The organism is Streptomyces sp. AP-93, assembly GCF_022808175.1.
In the GTDB taxonomy this organism is placed as follows: Bacteria; Actinomycetota; Actinomycetes; order Streptomycetales; family Streptomycetaceae; genus Streptomyces.
The window spans coordinates 82,988-101,217 of record NZ_JALGBX010000025.1 but is presented as its reverse complement, the minus strand read 5'-3'; the positions used below and the strand labels follow the sequence as shown (position 1 = coordinate 101,217).

Genomic DNA, 18,230 nt, shown 5'->3' with positions numbered 1-18,230 from the left:
CGCCGGGTTGTACAGCCGGATCCGCCTACTTTCGCCGGGGCCGGAAAGCCCTTGCAGAGGTCCGCCCCCGGTGAGGGAAAGTCCGGGTCAGGGCCAGACGAGGCAGTACGGCTGGTGGCCCGCCTCGTGCAGGCGGTGGCTGAAATCCTGCCACTCGTGGAGCAGCTGGTAGACGTTGAAGGCGTCGCGGGGGCCGCCGCGGTCGGGGACCGTGGACCAGATGAAGGCGGCGGCGCCGACCGATTCCTCGCCGATGCCGCGCAGCGGGTCGACGACGGTCATCGGGAGCTTCACGACGGCGTAGTCGGGGTGGAGGACGACCAGTTCCAGCGGGGGCACCTTGTGCAGGGGTATGCCCTCGATGCCGGTCAGGACCATCGCGGCGACGGTCTCCGGCTTGATCTTGCTGAACATGCCGCCCATGCCGAGCTCGTCGCCGCCGAGCTCCTCCGGCCGCATCGTCACCGGGACGCGCGCGGCCGTGGCTCCGTCGGGGGCGCCGAAGTACTTGTACGTCACCCCCATGCCGCGGCCCCTGGGGAGGCCGTCGGGGTCCTGCGTGGGGCCCGGTACGTGCTCTGCCGCGTCCATGGCGCGACGGCGGTGCTTGCCGCGGCGACGTTCCCGGGCGCGCTGCGGGTCCAGGCCGTCCGTGCCCTCGCCCGGTCCACCACCGCGTTGCATATCTCCACCCGACGTGTCTTGCCTGCCCCGGCCCCGTGACCCCCGCCACGCAGCCTGATCATCATGGCAGTGACCTCCCCCGGGGTGGCGCGGTGAAACGCCCGTCCGCAAGTCAGTCGCGGCCTGATGAGACCATGGCTGGTGTGAGCTACCCGTACCCGTATGAAGCCAAAGTCTCGCAGACTCTCTTTGACCGCGCGTCCCTCGTGACGCCTGGCGGCGTGAACTCTCCGGTGCGCGCCTTCCGCGCCGTGGGCGGAACGCCCAGGTTCATGGTGTCCGGTACCGGTCCGTACCTGACCGATGCCGACGGGCGCGAGTACGTCGACCTGGTCTGCTCGTGGGGGCCGATGATCCTCGGCCACGCCCACCCGGCCGTGGTGGAGGCCATCCAGGCCGCCGTCGTCCGCGGCACCTCCTTCGGTACTCCCGGTGAGGGCGAGGTCGCGCTGGCCGAGGAGATCGTCGCGCGGATCGAGCCCGTGGAGCAGGTGCGTCTGGTGTCCTCCGGGACCGAGGCGACCATGTCCGCGATCCGCCTCGCCCGCGGGTTCACCGGCCGCGCCAAGATCGTGAAGTTCGCCGGCTGCTACCACGGGCACGTGGACTCGCTGCTGGCCGCCGCCGGCTCCGGGCTCGCGACCTTCGCGCTGCCGGACACCCCCGGGGTGACGGGCGCGCAGGCCGGGGACACGATCGTGCTCCCGTACAACGATCTGGAATCGGTCCGGGCGGCCTTCGCCGCGCACCCCGGCGAGATCGCCTGTGTGATCACCGAGGCCGCGCCCGGCAACATGGGCGTCGTGACCCCGGGGGAGGGCTTCAATCAGGGGCTCGCCGACCTGTGCCGGGCGAACGGCGCCCTGTACATCTCCGACGAGGTCATGACGGGTTTCCGTACCTCGCGCGCCGGCTGGTACGGCGTGGACGGGGTGAAGCCCGACCTGATGACCTTCGGCAAGGTCATGGGCGGCGGCTTCCCGGCCGCGGCGTTCGGCGGCCGTGCGGACGTCATGGGGCACCTGGCTCCCGCGGGTCCCGTCTACCAGGCGGGCACGCTGTCCGGCAACCCGATCGCGACGGCCGCCGGTCTCGCGCAGCTGCGGCTGCTGGACGAGGCGGCGTACGAGAAGGTCGACGCGGTGTCGCGCCAGATCCAGGGGCTGGTCACCGAGGCGCTCACCAAGGAGGGCGTCGCGCACCGGCTGCAGACCGCCTCCAACATGTTCTCCGTGTTCTTCACCGCGGACGAGGTCCGCAACTACGACGACGCGAAGAAGCAGGAAGCCTTCCGCTTCAACGGCTTCTTCCACTCGATGCTGGCGCAGGGCGTCTACCTGCCGCCGTCGGCGTTCGAGTCGTGGTTCGTGTCCACCTCCCACGACGACAAGGCGATCGAGCGCATCGCGGCCGCCCTGCCGGCCGCCGCGCGGGCCGCCGCGGAGGCCACCGCATGAGCGACCAGGGCAGTGCCGAGATCACCGTCGTCCACGTGGTGCGCCACGGCGAGGTGCACAACCCGGACGGGGTGCTGTACGGCCGCCGTGCGGGGTACCACCTCTCCGAGCTGGGCCGCAAGATGGCGGACCGGGTCGCGGAGCACCTGGAGAACCGGGACGTGACCTACGTCGTGTCCTCCCCGCTGGAGCGGGCCCAGGAGACGGCCGCGCCGATCGCGAAGTCGCACGGGCTGGACCTGGCGACCGACGGCCGCCTCCTGGAGGCGGGCAACGTCTTCGAGGGCAAGACCTTCGGGGTCGGCGACGGCGCGCTGCGCAGGCCCGAGAACTGGAAGCACCTGACGAACCCGTTCAAGCCGTCCTGGGGCGAGCCGTACGTCGAGCAGGTCGTGCGGATGATGAGCGCGATCGAGTCCGCCCGTGACGCGGCCCGTGGCCACGAGGCGGTGGCGGTCAGCCACCAGCTCCCGATCTGGATCGTGCGGAGCTTCGCGGAGAAGCGGCGGCTGTGGCACGACCCGCGCCGCCGCCAGTGCACGCTGGCCTCGCTGACCTCGTTCACGTACCAGGGCGACCGGCTGGTGTCGGTGGGCTACAGCGAGCCGGCCCGGGACCTGGTCCCGTCGCACCTCCTCGCGGGGGCGAAGCCGGTGAAGGGCAAGTCGAAGGCGTTCGGAGCGTAAGCCCCGGCAGGGCTGAGGGATTGCCGGGCTCGGCCCCAGGGGGGCCGGGCCCGGAGTCATGAGCCCAGGGCGCATTCCGGTTCGAGGCGCAACCCCTCGGGCCGTGCCCGTTTGGTCAAGACTCTGCCTAATTTCACACAAGTTGCCGGACGTGGTCGTGTCGCCCCTGGACATCGCCAAAATGTCCGTTTGTATGAATTGCATGAGCGATATGCGCGGCTTCAGCCGAAGGGGAGTACTCGGACTCGGACTTGGGGCCGCCGCGGCGGCCGGCCTCACCGGCTGCACCGTCGGTGGTCCGTCCGGCGCGGGCAACCCCGGCCCGGCCAACCCGACGGGCGCTGCCCCGCCCAAGGGCCCGGTGGTCAAGCCCATCGGCGACGGATCCACCGCCGACACCGGGCCGCAGCCGCACCAGCCGGCCGCCCCCGTACCCCTCCAGCCGGGCGAGACCCCGCCCCAGTTCGTGGTGTTCAGCTGGGACGGCGCGGGCGAGATCGGCAACGGCCTGTTCCCCCGGTTCCTCAAGCTCGCCAAGGACCACGGCGCGGCGATGACCTTCTTCCTCTCCGGGATCTATCTCCTGCCCGAGTCGAAGAAGAGCCTCTACCGGCCGCCGAACAACCCCGTCGGCGCCTCCGACATCGGCTACCTCAAGGACGAGAACGTCCGCAACACCCTCAAGTACGTGCGCGAGGCGTGGCTCGACGGCCACGAGATAGGCACCCACTTCAACGGGCACTTCTGCGGCGGCTCCGGCTCGGTCGGCAAGTGGAGCCCCGAGGACTGGCAGAGCGAGATCGAGCAGGCCGTGTCCTTCGTCACCAACTGGCGCACCAACACCGGCTGGACCGACCTGGAACCGCTGCCCTTCGACTACCGCAAGGAACTGGTCGGCGCCCGCACCCCCTGCCTGCTCGGCCGGGACAACCTGCTGCCGACCGCCCGGAAGCTGGGCTGGCGCTACGACTCCAGCTCGCCCGGCGGTCTCCAGCAGTGGCCGGTCAAGCGCGGGGGCCTGTGGGACCTGCCGCTGCAGTCGCTCCCGTTCCCCGGGCACTCCTTCGAGGTCCTGTCGATGGACTACAACATCCTCGCGAACCAGTCCAAGAACACCACCAAGGGCGTCCCGTCCAACTACCCGGCCTGGCGCACCCAGGCCACCGCCGCCTACCTGGGCGGCTTCAAGCGGGCCTACGAGAGCAACCGCGCGCCCCTCTTCATCGGCAACCACTTCGAGGAGTGGAACGGCGGCATCTACATGGACGCCGTCGAGGAGTCCCTCAAGGGCATGGCGGACAAAAAGGACGTACGCCTCGTATCCTTCCGGCAGTTCACCGACTGGCTCGACGTCCAGGACCCCAAGGTGCTGGCCAAGCTGCGCACGCTCGGCCCCGGCCGGGCGCCGACCGGTGGCTGGGGCACGTATCTCACGGCGGTCTGACCCGCCCCGGGTCAGTACCTGACCAGCGGATTGGCAGACCCCCCGGGGGGCGCGGAAGATCCGCAAACCGCACATGCGAAACTTTTCACATGAGCCTTAGCCGCGCCCCCCGCCGCAGCCGCTCGACCAGCGGCCGCGCCATCCTGCTGACCGCGGTGACCCTCGCCGGCGCACTCACCCTCACGGCGTGCGGCGATGCGGACGGCGGCAGCAAATCCTCCGGGTCCGCCGGAGGCAACTACGTGACGGGCTCCAGCGGCATCGCCACCGTCGCCAAGGCCGACCGCACCGCGGCCCCCCAGCTCGACGGGGAGACGGTGGACGGCGGAACGCTGGACACCACCACCCTCAAGGGCAAGGTCGTCGTCCTCAACGTCTGGGGCTCCTGGTGCCCGCCCTGCCGGGCCGAGGCCCCGTCCTTCGCGAAGGTCGCCAAGGAACTGGAGGCGGCCGGGCAGCCCGTCGCCTTCGTCGGCATCAACACCCGCGACAACACCAAGCAGAACGCGGCCTCCTTCGAAGAGACCTACGGGATCACCTACCCGAGCCTCTTCGACCCGAACGGCAAGCTGATGCTCCGCTTCCCCAAGGGCACGCTCAACCCGAACGCCATCCCCTCCACGATCGTCCTCGACAAGGACGGCAAGATCGCCTCCCGCACCCTGGCGGCGGTCAGCGAGAAGAAACTGCGCTCGATGATCGACCCGCTCCTCGCGGAGAAGTGACCTCGTGGTCACCGCACTCCCCGGACTCTCCGGGCTCTCCGACGTGGTCCTCGCCGCCGAATCGACCGGCGTGAACACGACCGTCCTCAACGGCGGCCTGCTGCTGGCCCTGCCGATCTGCCTGCTCGCCGGGCTGATCTCCTTCTTCTCGCCCTGCGTGCTGCCCCTGGTCCCCGGCTACCTCTCCTACGTGACCGGCGTCGGCGGAGCCGACCTCGCAGAGGCCCGGCGCGGGCGGATGCTGGGCGGGGCGGCCCTGTTCGTCCTCGGCTTCACGGCCGTGTTCACCTCGACCGGCGCCCTGTTCGGCTTCTTCGGGCAGACCCTCAGCGCCAACAAGGACACCATCTCCCAGGTCCTCGGCGGGCTGGTGATCCTGCTCGGCCTGTTCTTCATGGGCGCGATCCCCGGCCTGACGATGCGGGAGTTCCGCTTCCACAAGAAGCCGGCGGTCGGCCTGATCGGCGCGCCCGTGCTCGGCGTGCTCTTCGGCCTCGGCTGGACCCCCTGCATGGGCCCGACCATCGCCGCCGTCGGCACCCTCTCCATCGAGCAGGCCACCGCGGGCCGCGGCGCGCTGCTGACCGTGGTGTTCTGTCTGGGGCTGGGGCTGCCGTTCATCGCCACAGCCCTCGCCTTCCGCAAGGCGCTCGGCGCGTTCGGCTGGGTGAAGAAGCACTACGCGTGGGTGATGCGGATCGGCGGCGGCATGCTGATCCTGACCGGTCTGCTGCTCGTCACAGGATTGTGGAGCAGCATCGTCAGCGACATGCAGGGCTGGACCAACGGCTTCACGGTGGGGATCTGAGGACTACACGGACATGAGTACGACCGACAAGGCGTCCACCGAGGCGCCGCACGACCCCGCCGCCGCCGCTGCCGCCGAAGCCACCGCCGAGGCGGCCGCCGGCGCGCAGCTGTCCACCGCCCCGCTGGAGGACGCCCCCGGCGGCCCCGTGGGCATCGGGGTGCTCGCCTGGGCCCGCTGGTTCTGGGCGCAGCTCACCTCCATGCGGGTGGCGCTGATCCTGCTCTTCATGCTGTCCCTGGCGTCCATCCCCGGCTCGCTGGTCCCGCAGAACCAGGTCGACCTGATGAAGGTCGCCGCCTGGAAGAAGGAGCACGCCTCCTGGGTGGGCGTCGCCGAGAAGCTCCAGCTCTTCGACGTCTACAGCTCGGTGTGGTTCTCCGCGATCTACCTGCTGCTGTTCATCTCGCTGATCGGCTGCATCCTGCCGCGCTCCTGGCGGTTCGTCGGCCAGCTCACCGGCCGGCCGCCGGTCGCGCCCAGGCGGCTCGACCGGATGCCCGCGTACACGACCTGGCGCACGGACAGCTCCCCGGACGAGGTGCTCTCCACCGCGCGCGGCCTGCTCGGCCGCCGCCGCTTCCGTACGGAGGCAGGTGCGGGATCGGGGTCGGGATCGGTCTCCGCCGAGAAGGGCTACCTGCGCGAGGCCGGGAACCTGGTCTTCCACGTGGCGCTGATCGTCATGCTGATCGCCTTCGCCTGGGGCCAGTACTTCAAGTCCGAGGGTGGCAAGCTCGTCCTGCGCGGCAAGGGCTTCTCGAACACGCTCACCCAGTACGACGACTTCAAGGCCGGCGGCCTCTTCGACTCCGACGACCTGCCGCCCTTCTCCTTCACCCTGGACAAGTTCGACGCGAGCTTCGAGCGCACCGGCCCGCAGAAGGGCACCCCGCGCGACTTCAAGGCGTACGTCACCTTCAGCAACGGGGCGCACGGCACGCCGGAGAAGCGCGAGATCCAGGTCAACAAGCCGCTGGAGGTGGACGGCTCCAAGGTCTACCTGCTCGGCCACGGCTACGCGCCGGTGATCTCGGTGACCGACTCCACCGGCAAGGTGGTCTACAAGGACGCCGTGCCGATGCTGCCGCAGGACGGCAACCTCACCTCCACCGGCGCCATCAAGGTCACCGACGGCTACAAGAACAAGGACGGCAAGACGACACAGCTCGGCTTCGCCGCGATGTTCGTGCCGACCTTCGCGGGTGCCGGGGCGGGCACGATGTTCTCCCAGTTCCCGGAGCTGGACAATCCCGCGCTCGCGCTGAACGCGTGGCACGGCAGCCTCGGGGTGGACTCGGGCCTGCCGCAGAACGTGTACCAGCTGGACACCTCCAAGATGGAGCAGTACAAGGACACGGACGGCAAGCCGCTCGCGAAGCGGATGGTGCCCGGCGAGAGCATGGAACTGCCCGGTGGCCAGGGCACCGTGAAGTTCGAGGGCATCGAGCGCTGGGCGACCTTCTCCGTCACCCACCAGCCCGGCAGCGGCCTCGCCCTCGCGGGCGCCGTCGCCGCCATCGCGGGACTGGCGGGCTCCCTGTTCATCCAGCGCCGCCGGATCTGGGTGCGTGCGGTCCGCGGCGAGGACGGCGTGACCGTCGTCGAGATGGCGGGCCTCGGCCGCAGCGAGTCCGCCAGGCTCCCGGAGGAGCTGGCGGCCCTGGCCGGCGCGCTCCACGAGCAGGCGCCGAGCGCGGCGCCCGCGCCGCCTGCGCCGCCTGCCGCCGACACCGAACCCGAATCCGAACCCGCAGAACCTGCCGAAGAAGTCGAAGGGGAGCGCGCGTGATGCAGCTCGCGGCCGCAGCCAACGAGAGTCTGGCTCACCTCAGCAACAACCTGATCTACGCGTCCATGGCGGTCTACACCCTCGCCTTCTTCGCCCACATCGCCGAGTGGATCTTCGGCAGCCGCAGCAAGGTGGCCCGTACGGCCGCCGCGCTCACCAGCTCCGGGGCGTCGTCCGCGGCGGCCAAGGCGGCAGCCCCCGCCGTCCAGGTGCGGGGCAAGGCCGCCGCCGCCGTCCTCGACAAGCCCCAGGTGGTCACGCGCAGCGCCGCCGGCACCCGTGACGTCCCGGACGGCCCCGGCGCGGCCGGCGGCACCGTCCAGGGCGACCTGTACGGGCGCATCGCGGTCTCGCTGACCGCCCTCGGCTTCCTGCTCGCGGCGGGCGGGGTCGTCGCCCGCGCGATGTCGGTGGAGCGGGCCCCCTGGGGCAACATGTACGAGTTCTCGATCACCTTCTCCACGGTGGCCGTCGGCACGTACCTGCTGCTCCTCGCGCTGAAGAAGAACGTCCGCTGGCTCGGCCTGTTCCTGGTCACCACGGTCCTGCTCGACCTGGGCATCGCCACCACGGTGCTCTACACGGACAGCGACCAGCTGGTCCCCGCCCTGAAGTCGTACTGGCTGCTGATCCACGTCTCCACCGCGATCATCTGCGGCGCGGTCTTCTACATCGGCGCGGCCGGCGCGGTCATGTACCTCTTCCGCGACTCCTACGAGGCGAAGCTCGTGCGGGGCGGGAAGCCGGGCAAGTTCGCCACCTCGGTCATGGAGCGCTTCCCGTCGGCGGCCTCGCTCGACAAGTTCTCGTACCGCATCAACGCGGCCGTCTTCCCGCTGTGGACCTTCACGATCATCGCGGGCGCGATCTGGGCCGGCGACGCGTGGGGCCGCTACTGGGGCTGGGACCCCAAGGAGGTCTGGTCCTTCGTGACCTGGGTGGCGTACGCCTGCTACCTGCACGCCCGTGCCACGGCCGGCTGGAAGGGCCGCAAGGCCGCGTACCTCGCGCTCTTCGCGTTCGCCTGCTGGATCTGGAACTACTACGGCGTGAACATCCTGCTGAGCGGCAAGCACTCGTACGCGGGCGTCTAGCCAGTCGGACGGAACAGTCGGACGGAACGCAGGAGGGGCCGGGCAGCCGAAAGGCCGCCCGGCCCCTTCGGCGTTTCTGGTCCGGCGCCGCCCCGTCACCAGGAGGGGCGCAGCGGCGGGAGGGGGCCGTCGCCGTTCAGGGTGCGGACCAGGCGGCCCAGTTCGGTGCGCAGGGCGCCGAGGTCGACGCTGCCGCGGCCGAGCTCGGCCTCCAGCTCGTGCAGCACCCGTCCGGCGGCCCCCAGGTGGGCGGTCGCGGCCTCCGTCAGGACCACCAGCTTGCGCCGGCCGCCCTCGGGGTGCGGCTCGCGCCGTAGGTACCCGCGCCGCTCCAGGTCGTCGACGAGCTGCCCGGCGGCCTGCTTGGTGACCCCGAGCCGCTCGGCGAGCTCGGTCGCGGTGGCGCCGGAGGCGCCCAGGGCCTGGAAGGCCATGCCGTGCAGGGGGCGCAGGCCGTCGGCGTACCCGGCCTCTTCGAGGCGGCGGGTGAACTCGCCGAGCAGGAGCTGGAAGCCGAGGCCGAGCAGGAAGGCCAGCTCGACGCCTTCTTCGCTTTGGTGGTTGGTCACCGAAACATGGTGACACAGGTGAGTCAAGCTGCTTTACTCGAATGAGTAAAGCAGCTTGACTCACATGCCCGTCGAGGGCCCGAGAAGCGAAGGACCCGCCTTGCGCGTCATCACCCCGTCCCCCGACCACGTCATCACCACCCCGAACGCGACCATGACCGGCTTCGCCTCCCCCAGCCGGGGCAGCGCCGAGCTGAGCACCTGGCACGCCGCCATCCCCGCCGGAATCACCGGTCCCGAGCACTCCGTCAGCCGCGAGCAGGTCTGGACGGTCACCGTCGGCGCCCTGGACGTCACCTGCGGCGGCCGAACCGAGAAGGTCGCCGCGGGCGAAGCCGTGGTGCTACCCCCGGACGTCCTGCGGCACGTCCACGCCCTGGCGGACACCGAGGTGTTCGTCGCCATGCGCGCCGACGGCCTCGTCTCCGTCCCCGGCACCGAGGGCAGCCGCCCCCTGCCCTGGGCGCTGTGAGCCCCGCCGGAGCCCCGGCAGGCTGACGGTCGCGGCCACCAGTGCGGCCGCGAAGGGGACGAGCAGCGCCGCCCGGTACCCGTCCAGGGGCTCGGCGGCGCCGGCCGCCACCCCCGTGACACCGGCCAGCCCGAGCGCGGCGCCGAACTGGAACGCCGTGTAGAGGAGACCGCCCGCCAGGCCCTGCTCCTCCTCCGCGATCCCCTCGGTGGCGACGATGGTCAGCGGCCCGTAGACCAGGGCGAAGGCCAGGCCGAGCAGGATCAGGCTCGGCAGCATCAGCAGGTAGGACCAGTCGGCGCCCAGCGGCAGGAACAGCCCGTACGCCAGCGCCGCCAGCAGCAGGCCGCCGAAGATCAGCCGGCCGTTCCCGTACCGCGCCACCAGCTTCGGCACCAGGGTCGGCGAGAGGACCGCGTCGATCCCGATCACCAGCATCGCGAGGCTGGTCTGCAGGGTGGACCAGCCGCGCACCTCCTGGAGGTAGAGCACCACCAGGAACTGGAAGCCGAAGAACGCGGCCGAGAACAGCAGCGCCGCCGCGTTGGCGCGCAGCAGCCCGGGCGAGCGCAGGATCCCGAGCCGGACCAGGGGCTCGGCCGTGCGCCGCTCGACGAGGGCGAACGCCGCGAGCAGCGCCAGCCCCGCCACCGCGGGCAGCGCCGCGAGCTCCTCCACACCGAGGACGAGCAGCACGACGCCCGCGGTCACGAGCAGCCCGCCCCACACGTCGATCCGGCCCCGCTCCCGGCGCCCGGCCGGCGCCTCCTTCGGTACGAAGACCAGCGCGCCCGCCAGGATCAGCGCGGCCAGCGCCACGGGAGCGAAGAACACCCAGCGCCAGCCCACCGAGGCGAGCAGCCCGCCCGCGACCAGCCCGACGGAGAACCCGGCGGCGGCCGTGCCCGAGTACACGAGCAGCGCCTTCTCCCGCTGGGGCCCCTCGTCGAAGCCGGTGGTGATGATGGAGAGCCCCGCCGGGGTCATGAAGGCGGCGGCGACCCCGGTCACGAAGCGGGCGGCGATCAGCTGCCAGCCCTCGGTGGCGAGCCCGCCGAGCCCGGAGAAGAGCAGGAAGACCGTCAGCCAGCCGATGAACATCCGGCGGCGGCCGAAGAGGTCGGCCGCGCGGCCGCCGAGCAGCATGAAGCCGCCGTAGCCGAGCACGTAGGCGCTCATCACCCACTGGAGCGTGCCGGTTTCCAGGCCGAGGTCGGCGCGGATCGACGGCAGGGCCACGTTCAGCATCGCGACGTCGATGCCTTCGAGGAAGATGGCGCCGCACAGGACGAGCAGGACGCCGAGCCGGCGTCCGCGGATGGAACCGACGGAATGGATGGAATCGACGGAATCGACGGAATCGACGGAACCCATGGAGAGACCTCGCAGAATCGAGGGAAGGGAAAGAGCGGGAAGTTGCCGGCTCAACCACTCTCGCCCGCCGCCCGTAGGGGAACAACGGCGAAGATCTCAACGTTCGTTCAGCCATGCTTACCGATCGCGATGAGCTCGACTGCTTCCTGATCCTGGCCGAGGAGCTGCACTTCGGCCGCACCGCCGAGCGCATGCTGCTCTCCCGGGCCCGCGTCAGCCAGCTCGTGCAGCGCCTGGAACGGCGCGTCGGCGCCCGGCTCTTCCTGCGCACCAGCCGCAGCGTCGCCCTCACCGCGCTCGGCGCCCAGCTCCGCGCCGACCTGGAACCCCACCACCGCGGCATCGCCGCCGCCCTGGACCGGGCAGCGGCGACGGCCCGGGCGGCGGACGGGGTGCTGCACGTCGGCTTCACCACCCCGCCCGCGGGCGAACTCGTCCTGCGCACCGCGCAGGCCCTGCGCACCACGCACCCCGGCATCACCGTCGAGGTGTGCGAGGTGCCGCTCTCCGACCCGTACGGGCAACTGCGCGGCGGGGCCTTCGACGTGGCCTTCGCCGAGTTCCCGGTGCGCGAACCCGATCTGGGGGAGGGGCCGGCGCTGTTCACCGAGGCGCGGGCGCTGGCCGTGGCCGCCGGGCATCCGCTGGCCGCGCGGGACTCCGTGACGCTGGAGGAGCTGGCGGGGGTCGCGCTGCTGGCCGTCGCCGGGGACCTGCCCGCCCACCTGCGCGAGCACCAGGCCCCGGCGCGCACCCCGGGCGGGCGGCCGATCCGGCGCGGCCCGGAGGTGACGAACCTGCAGGAGGCGCTGATGCTGGTCGCGGCGGGCCGGGGCGCCCTGCTGACCTCGGCGCACGCGGCGGCCTACCACGCCCGCCCCGGCGTCACCCACGTTCCGGTGGCCGACGCCGAGCCGGTCGGGTACGGGCTGGTCTGGCGTGCGGGCGAGGACACCGGCGCCGTACGGGCCTTCGCGCAGGCGGCGCAGCGGGCGGCGGCGCGGGGCGGCGCCGCAGCCCCGTAGGCCCCGGTCCGGGCCCGAGCCCCCGGCCCGAGCCCCAGCCCTACTCCTTGTCCGTGTCCTTCTCGTCCCGCTCGTCCCGCTCGTCCTTCTCGTCCCGCTCCTCGCGCAGGGACTTCAGGAACTCCGGGTTGTCGTCGGGCGCCACCCACGTGCGACGGCCCGGGCGCGACCGGCCACCGCCGCCGCCGGGCACCCGCTTCTTGCCCGCGAAGAGCCACACCACCGGACCGATGATCGAGAAGAGCAGGATGATCAGGACCCAGACGACCTTCGGAAGGTGCTTGACCTCTTCTTCCGGGGTGTTCAGGCAGTCGATGAAGGTGTAGATGGTCAGCGCGATGATCAGCAAGAACGGCAGATAGCGCAGCACGGTGTGGGACCGACCCCCAGAAGAACGGTGCGGACCGGGCAGGCCCGCCGTGGACTCTTCCAGGGTAGAGGCCCCGCCGCGGTTCGGGCTCTGGGCGGGGATGCCACAATTGCCGTCATGGCTTACGACGATCTCCGCTCGCTGCTCAGGGCCCTTGAGCGGGAGGGCGACCTCAAGCGCATCAAGGCCGAAGTGGACCCGTACCTAGAGGTCGGGGAGATCGTCGACAGAGTGAACAAGGCGGGTGGACCCGCGCTGCTCTTCGAGAACGTCAAGGGCTCGGCGATGCCGCTGGCCATGAACGTCTTCGGGACCGACCGGCGACTGCTGAAGGCCCTCGGGCTGAAGTCGTACGCCGAGATCAGCGAGAAGATCGGCGGCCTCCTCAAGCCGGAGCTGCCGCAGGGCTTCATCGGCGTCCGCGAGGCCTTCGGCAAGCTCGGGTCGATGGTGCACGTGCCGCCGAAGAAGGTGAAGGGCGATTCCGCGCCCGTCCAGGAGGTCGTCCTCACCGGCGACGACGTGGACCTGGACCAGCTGCCGGCCCTCTTCACCTGGCCCAAGGACGGCGGGTCCTTCTTCAACCTCGGGCTCACGCACACGAAGCACCCGGAGACGGGCGTGCGCAACCTCGGCCTGTACCGCCTCCAGCGCCACGACAAGCGCACCATCGGCATGCACTGGCAGATCCACAAGGACAGCCGCAACCACTACGCGGTGGCCGCGGCGCGCGGTGAGCGGCTGCCGGTCGCGATCGCGTTCGGCTGCCCGCCGGCCGTGACGTACGCGTCGACCGCGCCGCTGCCGGGCGACATCGACGAGTACCTCTTCGCCGGGTTCGTGGCGGGCAAGCGGATCGAGATGGTGGACTGCAAGACGGTCCCGCTCCAGGTCCCGGCCAACGCCGAGGTGGTCATCGAGGGCTGGCTGGAGCCCGGGGAGACGCTCCCGGAGGGCCCGTTCGGCGACCACACCGGCTTCTACACCCCGCAGGAGCCGTTCCCGGCGCTGACGATCGACTGCGTGACGATGCGCAAGCGTCCGCTGATCCAGTCGATCGTGGTCGGCCGGCCGCCGACGGAGGACGGCCCGCTGGGTCGTGCGACGGAGCGCTTCTTCCTCCCGCTCCTCAAGATCATCGTCCCGGACATCGTGGACTACCACCTCCCCGAGTCGGGCGGCTTCCACAACTGCGCGATCGTCTCGATCGACAAGAAGTACCCGAAGCACGCGCAGAAGGTCATGCACGCCATCTGGGGCGCGCACATGATGTCGCTGACCAAGCTGATCATCGTGGTCGACAAGGACTGCGACGTCCACGACCTCCACGAGGTCTCCTGGCGGGCGCTCGGCAATACGGACTACGCCCGCGACCTCACCGTCGTGGAGGGCCCGGTGGACCACCTGGACCACGCCTCCTACCAGCAGTTCTGGGGAGGCAAGGCGGGGATCGACGCCACGAAGAAGCTGCCGACGGAGGGTTACACCCGCGACGGCGGCTGGCCTGACATGGTCGAGTCCGACCCCGCGACCGCGGCCCTCGTGGACAGCCGCTGGAAGGAATACGGATTGTGAGCGACATCGAGACGGGTGGCCCCGCCCTCTTCATCGGCACGGACACGGTCTACGTGGCCCTGGTCCGCCCGGAGCTCGACCCGTCGGACCCGGGCGTCCGCGAGGCCGCCGAGCAGGCGGGCGTCTCGCCCGAGGAGTTCGCGGGCCCCGGCAACGTCTGGGCGCTGATGCTCGACGAGGACGGCGAGGGCGACGGCTTCGAGCTGCCCGGCGCGCGGGACGTCGAGGCGGACGACTTCGCGGAGCAGCTCCAGCGCGCCCTGGTCGAGGGCGAGCCGTTCACCGCGGAGGCCGGGAACTTCCTGCGCCTGGAGGCGCGCCCGTCTCCCACCACCTGGCAGCTGACGGCCCACGTCACCCCGCCCGAGGGTCACGACGCGGGCCCGTGGACCCTGGAGCTCGGCACGCTCCCCACGGCGGACCTGCTGGCCGACCTCGAAGACTTCCGGAGAAGCCTCGCATGATGACGACCGCCGACGAACTGCTCGGCTCGTCCGGCCCGGCGCCGCAGCCGGTCGGCAAGGTCAAGGCGTTCCTGCGGCTCGTGATGATCGAGCACTCGGTCTTCGCGCTGCCCTTCGCCTACATCGCCGCGCTGACCGCCATGTTCACGCTCGACGAGCGGATGCACTGGGGCAAGCTGCTGCTCGTCACCATCTGCATGGTGGGGCTGCGGACCTTCGCGATGGCCGCCAACCGGATCATCGACCGGGAGATCGACGCGCGGAACCCGCGGACCGCCGGGCGCGAGCTGGTGACGGGCGCCGTCTCGGTCCGCTCCGCCTGGACCGGGGCCGGGATCGCCCTGGCGGTCTTCCTCGGGTCGGCGGCGCTGCTGAACCCGCTCTGCCTGATGCTGGCGCCGGTCGCCGTCGTGCCGATGGTGGTGTACCCGTACGGGAAGCGGTTCACGAACTTCCCGCACGCCATCCTCGGCCTCGCCCAGGCGATGGGCCCGGTCGGGGCCTGGATCGCGATCACCGGCGAGTGGTCCTGGGACGCGGTGATCCTCGGCCTCGCGGTGGGCGTGTGGATCGGCGGCTTCGACCTGATCTTCGCCTGCCAGGACGTGGCCGCGGACCGCGCGGAGGGCGTCAAGTCCGTCCCGGCCCGCTTCGGCATCCCGGCCGCCCTGTGGGGCGCGCGCGGCGCGCACGTGGTGACCACGGGCCTGCTGGCCTGGTACGCGGTGGCGAGCGGCGCGGGCTGGCTGTTCTGGCTGGGCCTGCTGATCGTCGTGGCGGCCTTCGTCTACGAGCACACCATCGTCACGCCCCACGACCTGTCCCGCCTGAACCGCGCCTTCTTCACGGTGAACGGCTTCATCGGCATGGCGCTCTTCGCGTGCGCGCTGCTGGACCTGGTGGTGCGGGGGCTGTCGCTGTAACCCGGACGAGTGGCCGTACGCCCGATCCGGCGGATCGACAGCCGCACGGGGCGCTAGCCTCCGGCCATGACCAGGCCGGAGAACGACCGCCCGCGCTCGCGGCTCAGCCGGTTCGAGGACATGTTTCCCGGCCACCGGACGGAGATCGTCGAGGGGGCCGTCGTGCTGACGCCGCTGCGGCCGACCGACAACTCCACCGTAAACACCCTGTGGAGCACGCTCGCGGCGCAGCTGACTGACCAGTGGGGCTTCCTCAGTGACGTGGCCGTCCCCTTCGACGGTGACAACGAGTTCTGCCCGGACCTCGCGGTCATTCCGGAGGCCGAGGCGGACAGGAACCTCATCGCGTATCCACCCGACCTGATCGAGCTCGTCATCGAGGTCGTCTCCCCGAGCAGTGTGCGCAACGACTACGAGGTCAAGGACAGGGCCTACGCCCGGCGCGGCATCCCGCACTACCTGATCTTCGACCCGTACAAGGCGCAGTGCACGACGCTGTGGAACCCGGGGCCCGACGGCTACCAGGGGCGTGACGTGATCCCGTACGGGGAGACGGTCGCGGTGGAGACCAGGATCGGGAGGGTCCGCGTGGATACGGCCGAGCTGCCCGTGGACCCCGGGGCGGGAGCCTAGCTAGAGCGCCGCCACCTCCGGCCGCGGCCGGGCCGCCAGGGCGACCGCCGCGCCGGCCAGGAGGCCGAAGAGGTGGGCCTGCCAGCTGACCACCGAGTCCGTCGGGAGGGCTCCGGCCAGGAAGGTCGTGCCCCAGACGGCGGCGATGACGACCGCGACCGCCACGCCCAGGGGGCTGCGCTCCACGAAGCCGCGGACCAGCAGGTAGCCGAAGAGGCCGAAGATCAGGCCGGAGGCGCCCGCCGTGATGCTGTGGGGCGGGGAGATCAGCCAGACGGCGAAGCCGTCGGCGACGATGATGGCGGCACAGACCGCCAGGAAGCGGCCGATGCCGCTCAGTGCGGTGACGAAGCCGAGGACCAGCAGCGGGACGGTGTTCGAGCCCACGTGGTCGAAGCCGAAGTGCAGGAAGGGCGCCAGGGGGATCCCGCTCAGCCCGTCGGCCTCCCGTGCGGTGATCCCGTACGAGTCCAGCGCGTGGCCGGTGGCGTAGTCGACGGCCTCGATCAGCCACAGCAGCGCCACCCAGCCCAGCATCAGCTTCGCGGCGGCCACCGCCCGGCCGGTCCGGCTCCAGGCGAAGGATCCCGTACCGCCCGGGTGCGTACTGCTGCTGCTTCCGCTTCCGCTTCCGCTCATGACGATCCCTCCGCCGTGTCCACCCCTTGAACGTGCGGCCACCTTAGCCAGTGCCCGTCGGCGGTGGCCGGATAGTCTCGGAGGTATGACTGAGGGCAAGCGCACCCCGTGGGTGGTCGGGGTTTCCGGGGCGTCCGGGACGCCGTACGCGGCCGCGGTGATCCGCGGGCTGCTGGCGGCGGGCGAGAGTGTGGACCTGGTGGTGAGCCGGGCGTCCAGGCTGACCCTGCTGGACGAGACCGGCATCGCGTTCCGCGACGCGCACTGGCGGGGCGACCTGGGGGAGTGGCTGGAGCGGGGGGCCGACGGCAAGCCCGGTACCTTCGCGCGCCCGGACCTGGACGGAGTACGTCACTGGGCGGCCGGGGACCTGGCGGCCGGACCGAGCAGCGGCTCGTACCCGTCTCTGGGGATGCTGATCGTGCCCGCGTCCACGGCCTGCGTGGCCGGGGTGGCGCTCGGGCTGTCGAAGGACCTGCTCCAGCGGGTCGCGAGCGTGACGCTCAAGGAGCGGCGCCGGCTGGTGGTGACGGTGCGGGAGACCCCGCTGAGCGGGCAGACGCTGAAGCATCTGGTGAGCCTGGACGAGGCGGGCGCAGTGGTGCTGCCCGCCTCTCCGGCGTTCTACGCGGGTGCGACGCACATCCAGGATCTGGTGGACTTCGTCGCGGGGCGGGTGCTCGACGCGGCAGGGGTGCCGCACGGGCTGTACCGCCGGTGGGAAGGGGAGCTCGGAGGCTCCCGCCCCCGGGAGGTAAGCGGTGGCGCTTAGCGCTTCTTGGCGCGCCCCGGCTTACGGGTCTTGTCGACGCGGTGTGCGGCGGCGGGCTGGTCGGTGCGGGATCGGTTGGCCAGCTCCTGGAGCTGTCGCATGTGCGCGTAGGCCATCTCGATCGTGTACACGGTGAACCACTCCTGAAAATCGTCAGATCATCTTTGATCTGTTGAAAGATTCACAGGGTGTCGACCCTGTGTGCCTTTGATTCTATACGTAAACTTGAGGGAATGCCGAATAATGGAAGGTTCCAGGTACATGGACGCGGTGGACAAGCAGCTCATCCAGGCACTTCGTGAGAACGGACGCGCCTCGTACGCCGAGCTGGGCCGGCTCGTGGGCCTCTCCGGCCCCAGCGTCACCGACCGGATCAACCGGCTGGAGACGGCCGGAGTCATCACCGGCTACCGCGCGACCGTGGACGCGGCCTCGCTCGGCCTCGGCGTCACGGCACTGATCGGCATCTCGCTGTCCGACGCCGCGGACCACGAGGACGTGGCCCGCCGGCTGCGCGACCTCTCGGAGATCGAGGACTGCTGGTTCATCGCCGGCGACGACTCGTACATGCTCAAGGTCCGCGCCGGCGACGTGGACGGGCTGGAGCGGATCATCCGCAAGCTCTCCAGCACCAAGGGCGTCTCGCGCACGCGCACGACGATCGTGCTCTCCACCAAGTGGGAGAACCGGGTCGGGGGCCTGCCGGAGGAAGCCTGAGGGCGCT

At 71.0% G+C, this 18,230-nt stretch carries 20 protein-coding genes and 1 pseudogene; 15 read left to right on the top strand and 6 right to left on the bottom strand.

Annotated elements, in window-relative coordinates; all coding sequences use genetic code 11:
- Positions 1 to 87: 87 nt before the first annotated feature.
- Positions 88 to 525, bottom strand: coding sequence for a hypothetical protein (locus MTF69_RS33310; protein ID WP_243340142.1), 438 nt, complete (start codon positions 523 to 525; stop codon positions 88 to 90).
- A 293-nt stretch (positions 526 to 818) separates the two neighbouring features.
- On the opposite strand from MTF69_RS33310, the gene hemL reads away from it, so the two are divergent.
- The 7 genes from hemL (at position 819) to ccsB (ending at position 8,690) form a co-directional block, all read left to right on the top strand.
- Positions 819 to 2,141: a glutamate-1-semialdehyde 2,1-aminomutase gene (hemL, locus tag MTF69_RS33305; RefSeq protein WP_243340089.1), complete on the top strand. Its 1,323-nt coding sequence runs from the start codon at positions 819 to 821 to the stop codon at positions 2,139 to 2,141.
- A complete protein-coding gene (locus MTF69_RS33300; RefSeq protein WP_243340088.1) occupies positions 2,138 to 2,827 on the top strand; it encodes a histidine phosphatase family protein in 690 nt (229 codons plus the stop codon). The genes hemL and MTF69_RS33300 overlap by 4 nt, the downstream gene beginning before the upstream one ends.
- A 211-nt stretch (positions 2,828 to 3,038) precedes the next feature.
- Positions 3,039 to 4,271 (top strand): hypothetical protein, encoded by a 1,233-nt coding sequence (locus MTF69_RS33295; protein ID WP_243340141.1) that lies wholly within the window; start codon positions 3,039 to 3,041, stop codon positions 4,269 to 4,271.
- An 89-nt stretch (positions 4,272 to 4,360) separates the two neighbouring features.
- Positions 4,361 to 4,996, top strand: coding sequence for a TlpA disulfide reductase family protein (locus MTF69_RS33290; RefSeq protein ID WP_243340078.1), 636 nt, complete (start codon positions 4,361 to 4,363; stop codon positions 4,994 to 4,996).
- A 4-nt stretch (positions 4,997 to 5,000) separates the two neighbouring features.
- On the top strand, positions 5,001 to 5,804 hold the full coding sequence (locus tag MTF69_RS33285; RefSeq protein ID WP_374324713.1) for a cytochrome c biogenesis CcdA family protein: 804 nt from the start codon (positions 5,001 to 5,003) through the stop codon (positions 5,802 to 5,804).
- 13 nt (positions 5,805 to 5,817) lie between these two features.
- Positions 5,818 to 7,596 carry a cytochrome c biogenesis protein ResB gene (locus tag MTF69_RS33280; protein WP_243340077.1) on the top strand — a complete coding sequence of 593 codons (1,779 nt, stop codon included), beginning with the start codon at positions 5,818 to 5,820 and terminating at the stop codon, positions 7,594 to 7,596.
- Positions 7,596 to 8,690 carry a c-type cytochrome biogenesis protein CcsB gene (gene ccsB / locus MTF69_RS33275; RefSeq protein ID WP_243340139.1) on the top strand — a complete coding sequence of 365 codons (1,095 nt, stop codon included), beginning with the start codon at positions 7,596 to 7,598 and terminating at the stop codon, positions 8,688 to 8,690. The genes MTF69_RS33280 and ccsB overlap by 1 nt, the downstream gene beginning before the upstream one ends.
- 95 nt (positions 8,691 to 8,785) lie before the next feature.
- Here ccsB and MTF69_RS33270 read toward each other — a convergent pair whose 3' ends face one another.
- Complete coding sequence (locus MTF69_RS33270) at positions 8,786 to 9,259, bottom strand: MarR family winged helix-turn-helix transcriptional regulator (protein WP_243340075.1); 474 nt, start codon at positions 9,257 to 9,259, stop codon at positions 8,786 to 8,788.
- A 64-nt stretch (positions 9,260 to 9,323) separates the two neighbouring features.
- On the opposite strand from MTF69_RS33270, the pseudogene MTF69_RS43875 reads away from it, so the two are divergent.
- A pseudogene (locus tag MTF69_RS43875) lies at positions 9,324 to 9,590 on the top strand (hypothetical protein); the annotation flags it as partial.
- A gap of 12 nt (positions 9,591 to 9,602) precedes the next feature.
- Here the strand turns inward: MTF69_RS43875 and MTF69_RS33265 are convergent.
- Positions 9,603 to 11,105: an MFS transporter gene (locus MTF69_RS33265; protein ID WP_243340073.1), complete on the bottom strand. Its 1,503-nt coding sequence runs from the start codon at positions 11,103 to 11,105 to the stop codon at positions 9,603 to 9,605.
- Positions 11,106 to 11,218: 113 nt separating this feature from the next.
- Here MTF69_RS33265 and MTF69_RS33260 point away from each other — a divergent pair, with 113 nt between their 5' ends.
- A complete protein-coding gene (locus MTF69_RS33260; RefSeq protein WP_243340071.1) occupies positions 11,219 to 12,130 on the top strand; it encodes a LysR family transcriptional regulator in 912 nt (303 codons plus the stop codon).
- 40 nt (positions 12,131 to 12,170) lie between these two features.
- Here the strand turns inward: MTF69_RS33260 and MTF69_RS33255 are convergent, their stop codons facing one another.
- Positions 12,171 to 12,500 (bottom strand): PLD nuclease N-terminal domain-containing protein, encoded by a 330-nt coding sequence (locus MTF69_RS33255; protein ID WP_243340068.1) that lies wholly within the window; start codon positions 12,498 to 12,500, stop codon positions 12,171 to 12,173.
- 117 nt (positions 12,501 to 12,617) lie between these two features.
- On the opposite strand from MTF69_RS33255, the gene MTF69_RS33250 reads away from it, so the two are divergent.
- The 4 genes from MTF69_RS33250 to MTF69_RS33235 all read left to right on the top strand — a co-directional run bounded on the left by MTF69_RS33250 (position 12,618) and on the right by MTF69_RS33235 (position 16,095).
- Positions 12,618 to 14,075 (top strand): menaquinone biosynthesis decarboxylase, encoded by a 1,458-nt coding sequence (locus MTF69_RS33250; RefSeq protein WP_243340066.1) that lies wholly within the window; start codon positions 12,618 to 12,620, stop codon positions 14,073 to 14,075.
- Positions 14,072 to 14,539, top strand: a complete 468-nt coding sequence (locus MTF69_RS33245) for a hypothetical protein (RefSeq protein ID WP_243340063.1) — start codon at positions 14,072 to 14,074, stop codon at positions 14,537 to 14,539. The genes MTF69_RS33250 and MTF69_RS33245 overlap by 4 nt, the downstream gene beginning before the upstream one ends.
- Positions 14,536 to 15,462 (top strand): menaquinone biosynthesis prenyltransferase MqnP, encoded by a 927-nt coding sequence (gene mqnP / locus MTF69_RS33240; RefSeq protein WP_243340061.1) that lies wholly within the window; start codon positions 14,536 to 14,538, stop codon positions 15,460 to 15,462. Before MTF69_RS33245 ends, mqnP begins: the two co-directional genes overlap by 4 nt.
- 66 nt (positions 15,463 to 15,528) lie before the next feature.
- Positions 15,529 to 16,095 carry a Uma2 family endonuclease gene (locus MTF69_RS33235; RefSeq protein ID WP_243340059.1) on the top strand — a complete coding sequence of 189 codons (567 nt, stop codon included), beginning with the start codon at positions 15,529 to 15,531 and terminating at the stop codon, positions 16,093 to 16,095.
- Here MTF69_RS33235 and MTF69_RS33230 read toward each other — a convergent pair whose 3' ends face one another.
- Positions 16,096 to 16,734 (bottom strand): rhomboid family intramembrane serine protease, encoded by a 639-nt coding sequence (locus MTF69_RS33230; RefSeq protein ID WP_374324706.1) that lies wholly within the window; start codon positions 16,732 to 16,734, stop codon positions 16,096 to 16,098.
- An 85-nt stretch (positions 16,735 to 16,819) separates the two neighbouring features.
- Between MTF69_RS33230 and MTF69_RS33225 the strand changes: the two genes are divergently transcribed.
- Entirely contained in the window at positions 16,820 to 17,506 is a 687-nt protein-coding gene (locus MTF69_RS33225) for a UbiX family flavin prenyltransferase (protein WP_243340057.1), read from the top strand.
- Here the strand turns inward: MTF69_RS33225 and MTF69_RS43115 are convergent.
- Complete coding sequence (locus MTF69_RS43115) at positions 17,503 to 17,637, bottom strand: hypothetical protein (protein ID WP_275431884.1); 135 nt, start codon at positions 17,635 to 17,637, stop codon at positions 17,503 to 17,505. The genes MTF69_RS33225 and MTF69_RS43115 overlap by 4 nt on opposite strands.
- Positions 17,638 to 17,767: 130 nt before the next feature.
- Between MTF69_RS43115 and MTF69_RS33220 the strand changes: the two genes are divergently transcribed.
- Complete coding sequence (locus MTF69_RS33220) at positions 17,768 to 18,223, top strand: Lrp/AsnC family transcriptional regulator (RefSeq protein WP_243340137.1); 456 nt, start codon at positions 17,768 to 17,770, stop codon at positions 18,221 to 18,223.
- The last annotated feature ends 7 nt before the right edge of the window (positions 18,224 to 18,230 follow it).

Excerpts from the sequence above, each read along its gene's own strand:
- MTF69_RS33300 (WP_243340088.1), top strand. The coding sequence starts at position 2,138 with ATGAGCGACCAGGGCAGTGCCGAGATCACCGTCGTCCACGTGGTGCGC.
- MTF69_RS33290 (WP_243340078.1), top strand. The coding sequence starts at position 4,361 with ATGAGCCTTAGCCGCGCCCCCCGCCGCAGCCGCTCGACCAGCGGCCGC.
- MTF69_RS33265 (WP_243340073.1), bottom strand. The coding sequence starts at position 11,105 with ATGGGTTCCGTCGATTCCGTCGATTCCGTCGATTCCATCCATTCCGTC.
- MTF69_RS33235 (WP_243340059.1), top strand. The coding sequence starts at position 15,529 with ATGACCAGGCCGGAGAACGACCGCCCGCGCTCGCGGCTCAGCCGGTTC.
- MTF69_RS33220 (WP_243340137.1), top strand. The coding sequence starts at position 17,768 with ATGGACGCGGTGGACAAGCAGCTCATCCAGGCACTTCGTGAGAACGGA.
- MTF69_RS33250 (WP_243340066.1), top strand. The coding sequence starts at position 12,618 with ATGGCTTACGACGATCTCCGCTCGCTGCTCAGGGCCCTTGAGCGGGAG.
- MTF69_RS33310 (WP_243340142.1), bottom strand. The coding sequence starts at position 525 with ATGGGGGTGACGTACAAGTACTTCGGCGCCCCCGACGGAGCCACGGCC.
- MTF69_RS33225 (WP_243340057.1), top strand. The coding sequence starts at position 16,820 with ATGACTGAGGGCAAGCGCACCCCGTGGGTGGTCGGGGTTTCCGGGGCG.
- MTF69_RS33260 (WP_243340071.1), top strand. The coding sequence starts at position 11,219 with ATGCTTACCGATCGCGATGAGCTCGACTGCTTCCTGATCCTGGCCGAG.
- ccsB (WP_243340139.1), top strand. The coding sequence starts at position 7,596 with ATGCAGCTCGCGGCCGCAGCCAACGAGAGTCTGGCTCACCTCAGCAAC.
- hemL (WP_243340089.1), top strand. The coding sequence starts at position 819 with ATGGCTGGTGTGAGCTACCCGTACCCGTATGAAGCCAAAGTCTCGCAG.
- mqnP (WP_243340061.1), top strand. The coding sequence starts at position 14,536 with ATGATGACGACCGCCGACGAACTGCTCGGCTCGTCCGGCCCGGCGCCG.
- MTF69_RS33230 (WP_374324706.1), bottom strand. The coding sequence starts at position 16,734 with ATGAGCGGAAGCGGAAGCGGAAGCAGCAGCAGTACGCACCCGGGCGGT.
- MTF69_RS33295 (WP_243340141.1), top strand. The coding sequence starts at position 3,039 with ATGCGCGGCTTCAGCCGAAGGGGAGTACTCGGACTCGGACTTGGGGCC.
- MTF69_RS33280 (WP_243340077.1), top strand. The coding sequence starts at position 5,818 with ATGAGTACGACCGACAAGGCGTCCACCGAGGCGCCGCACGACCCCGCC.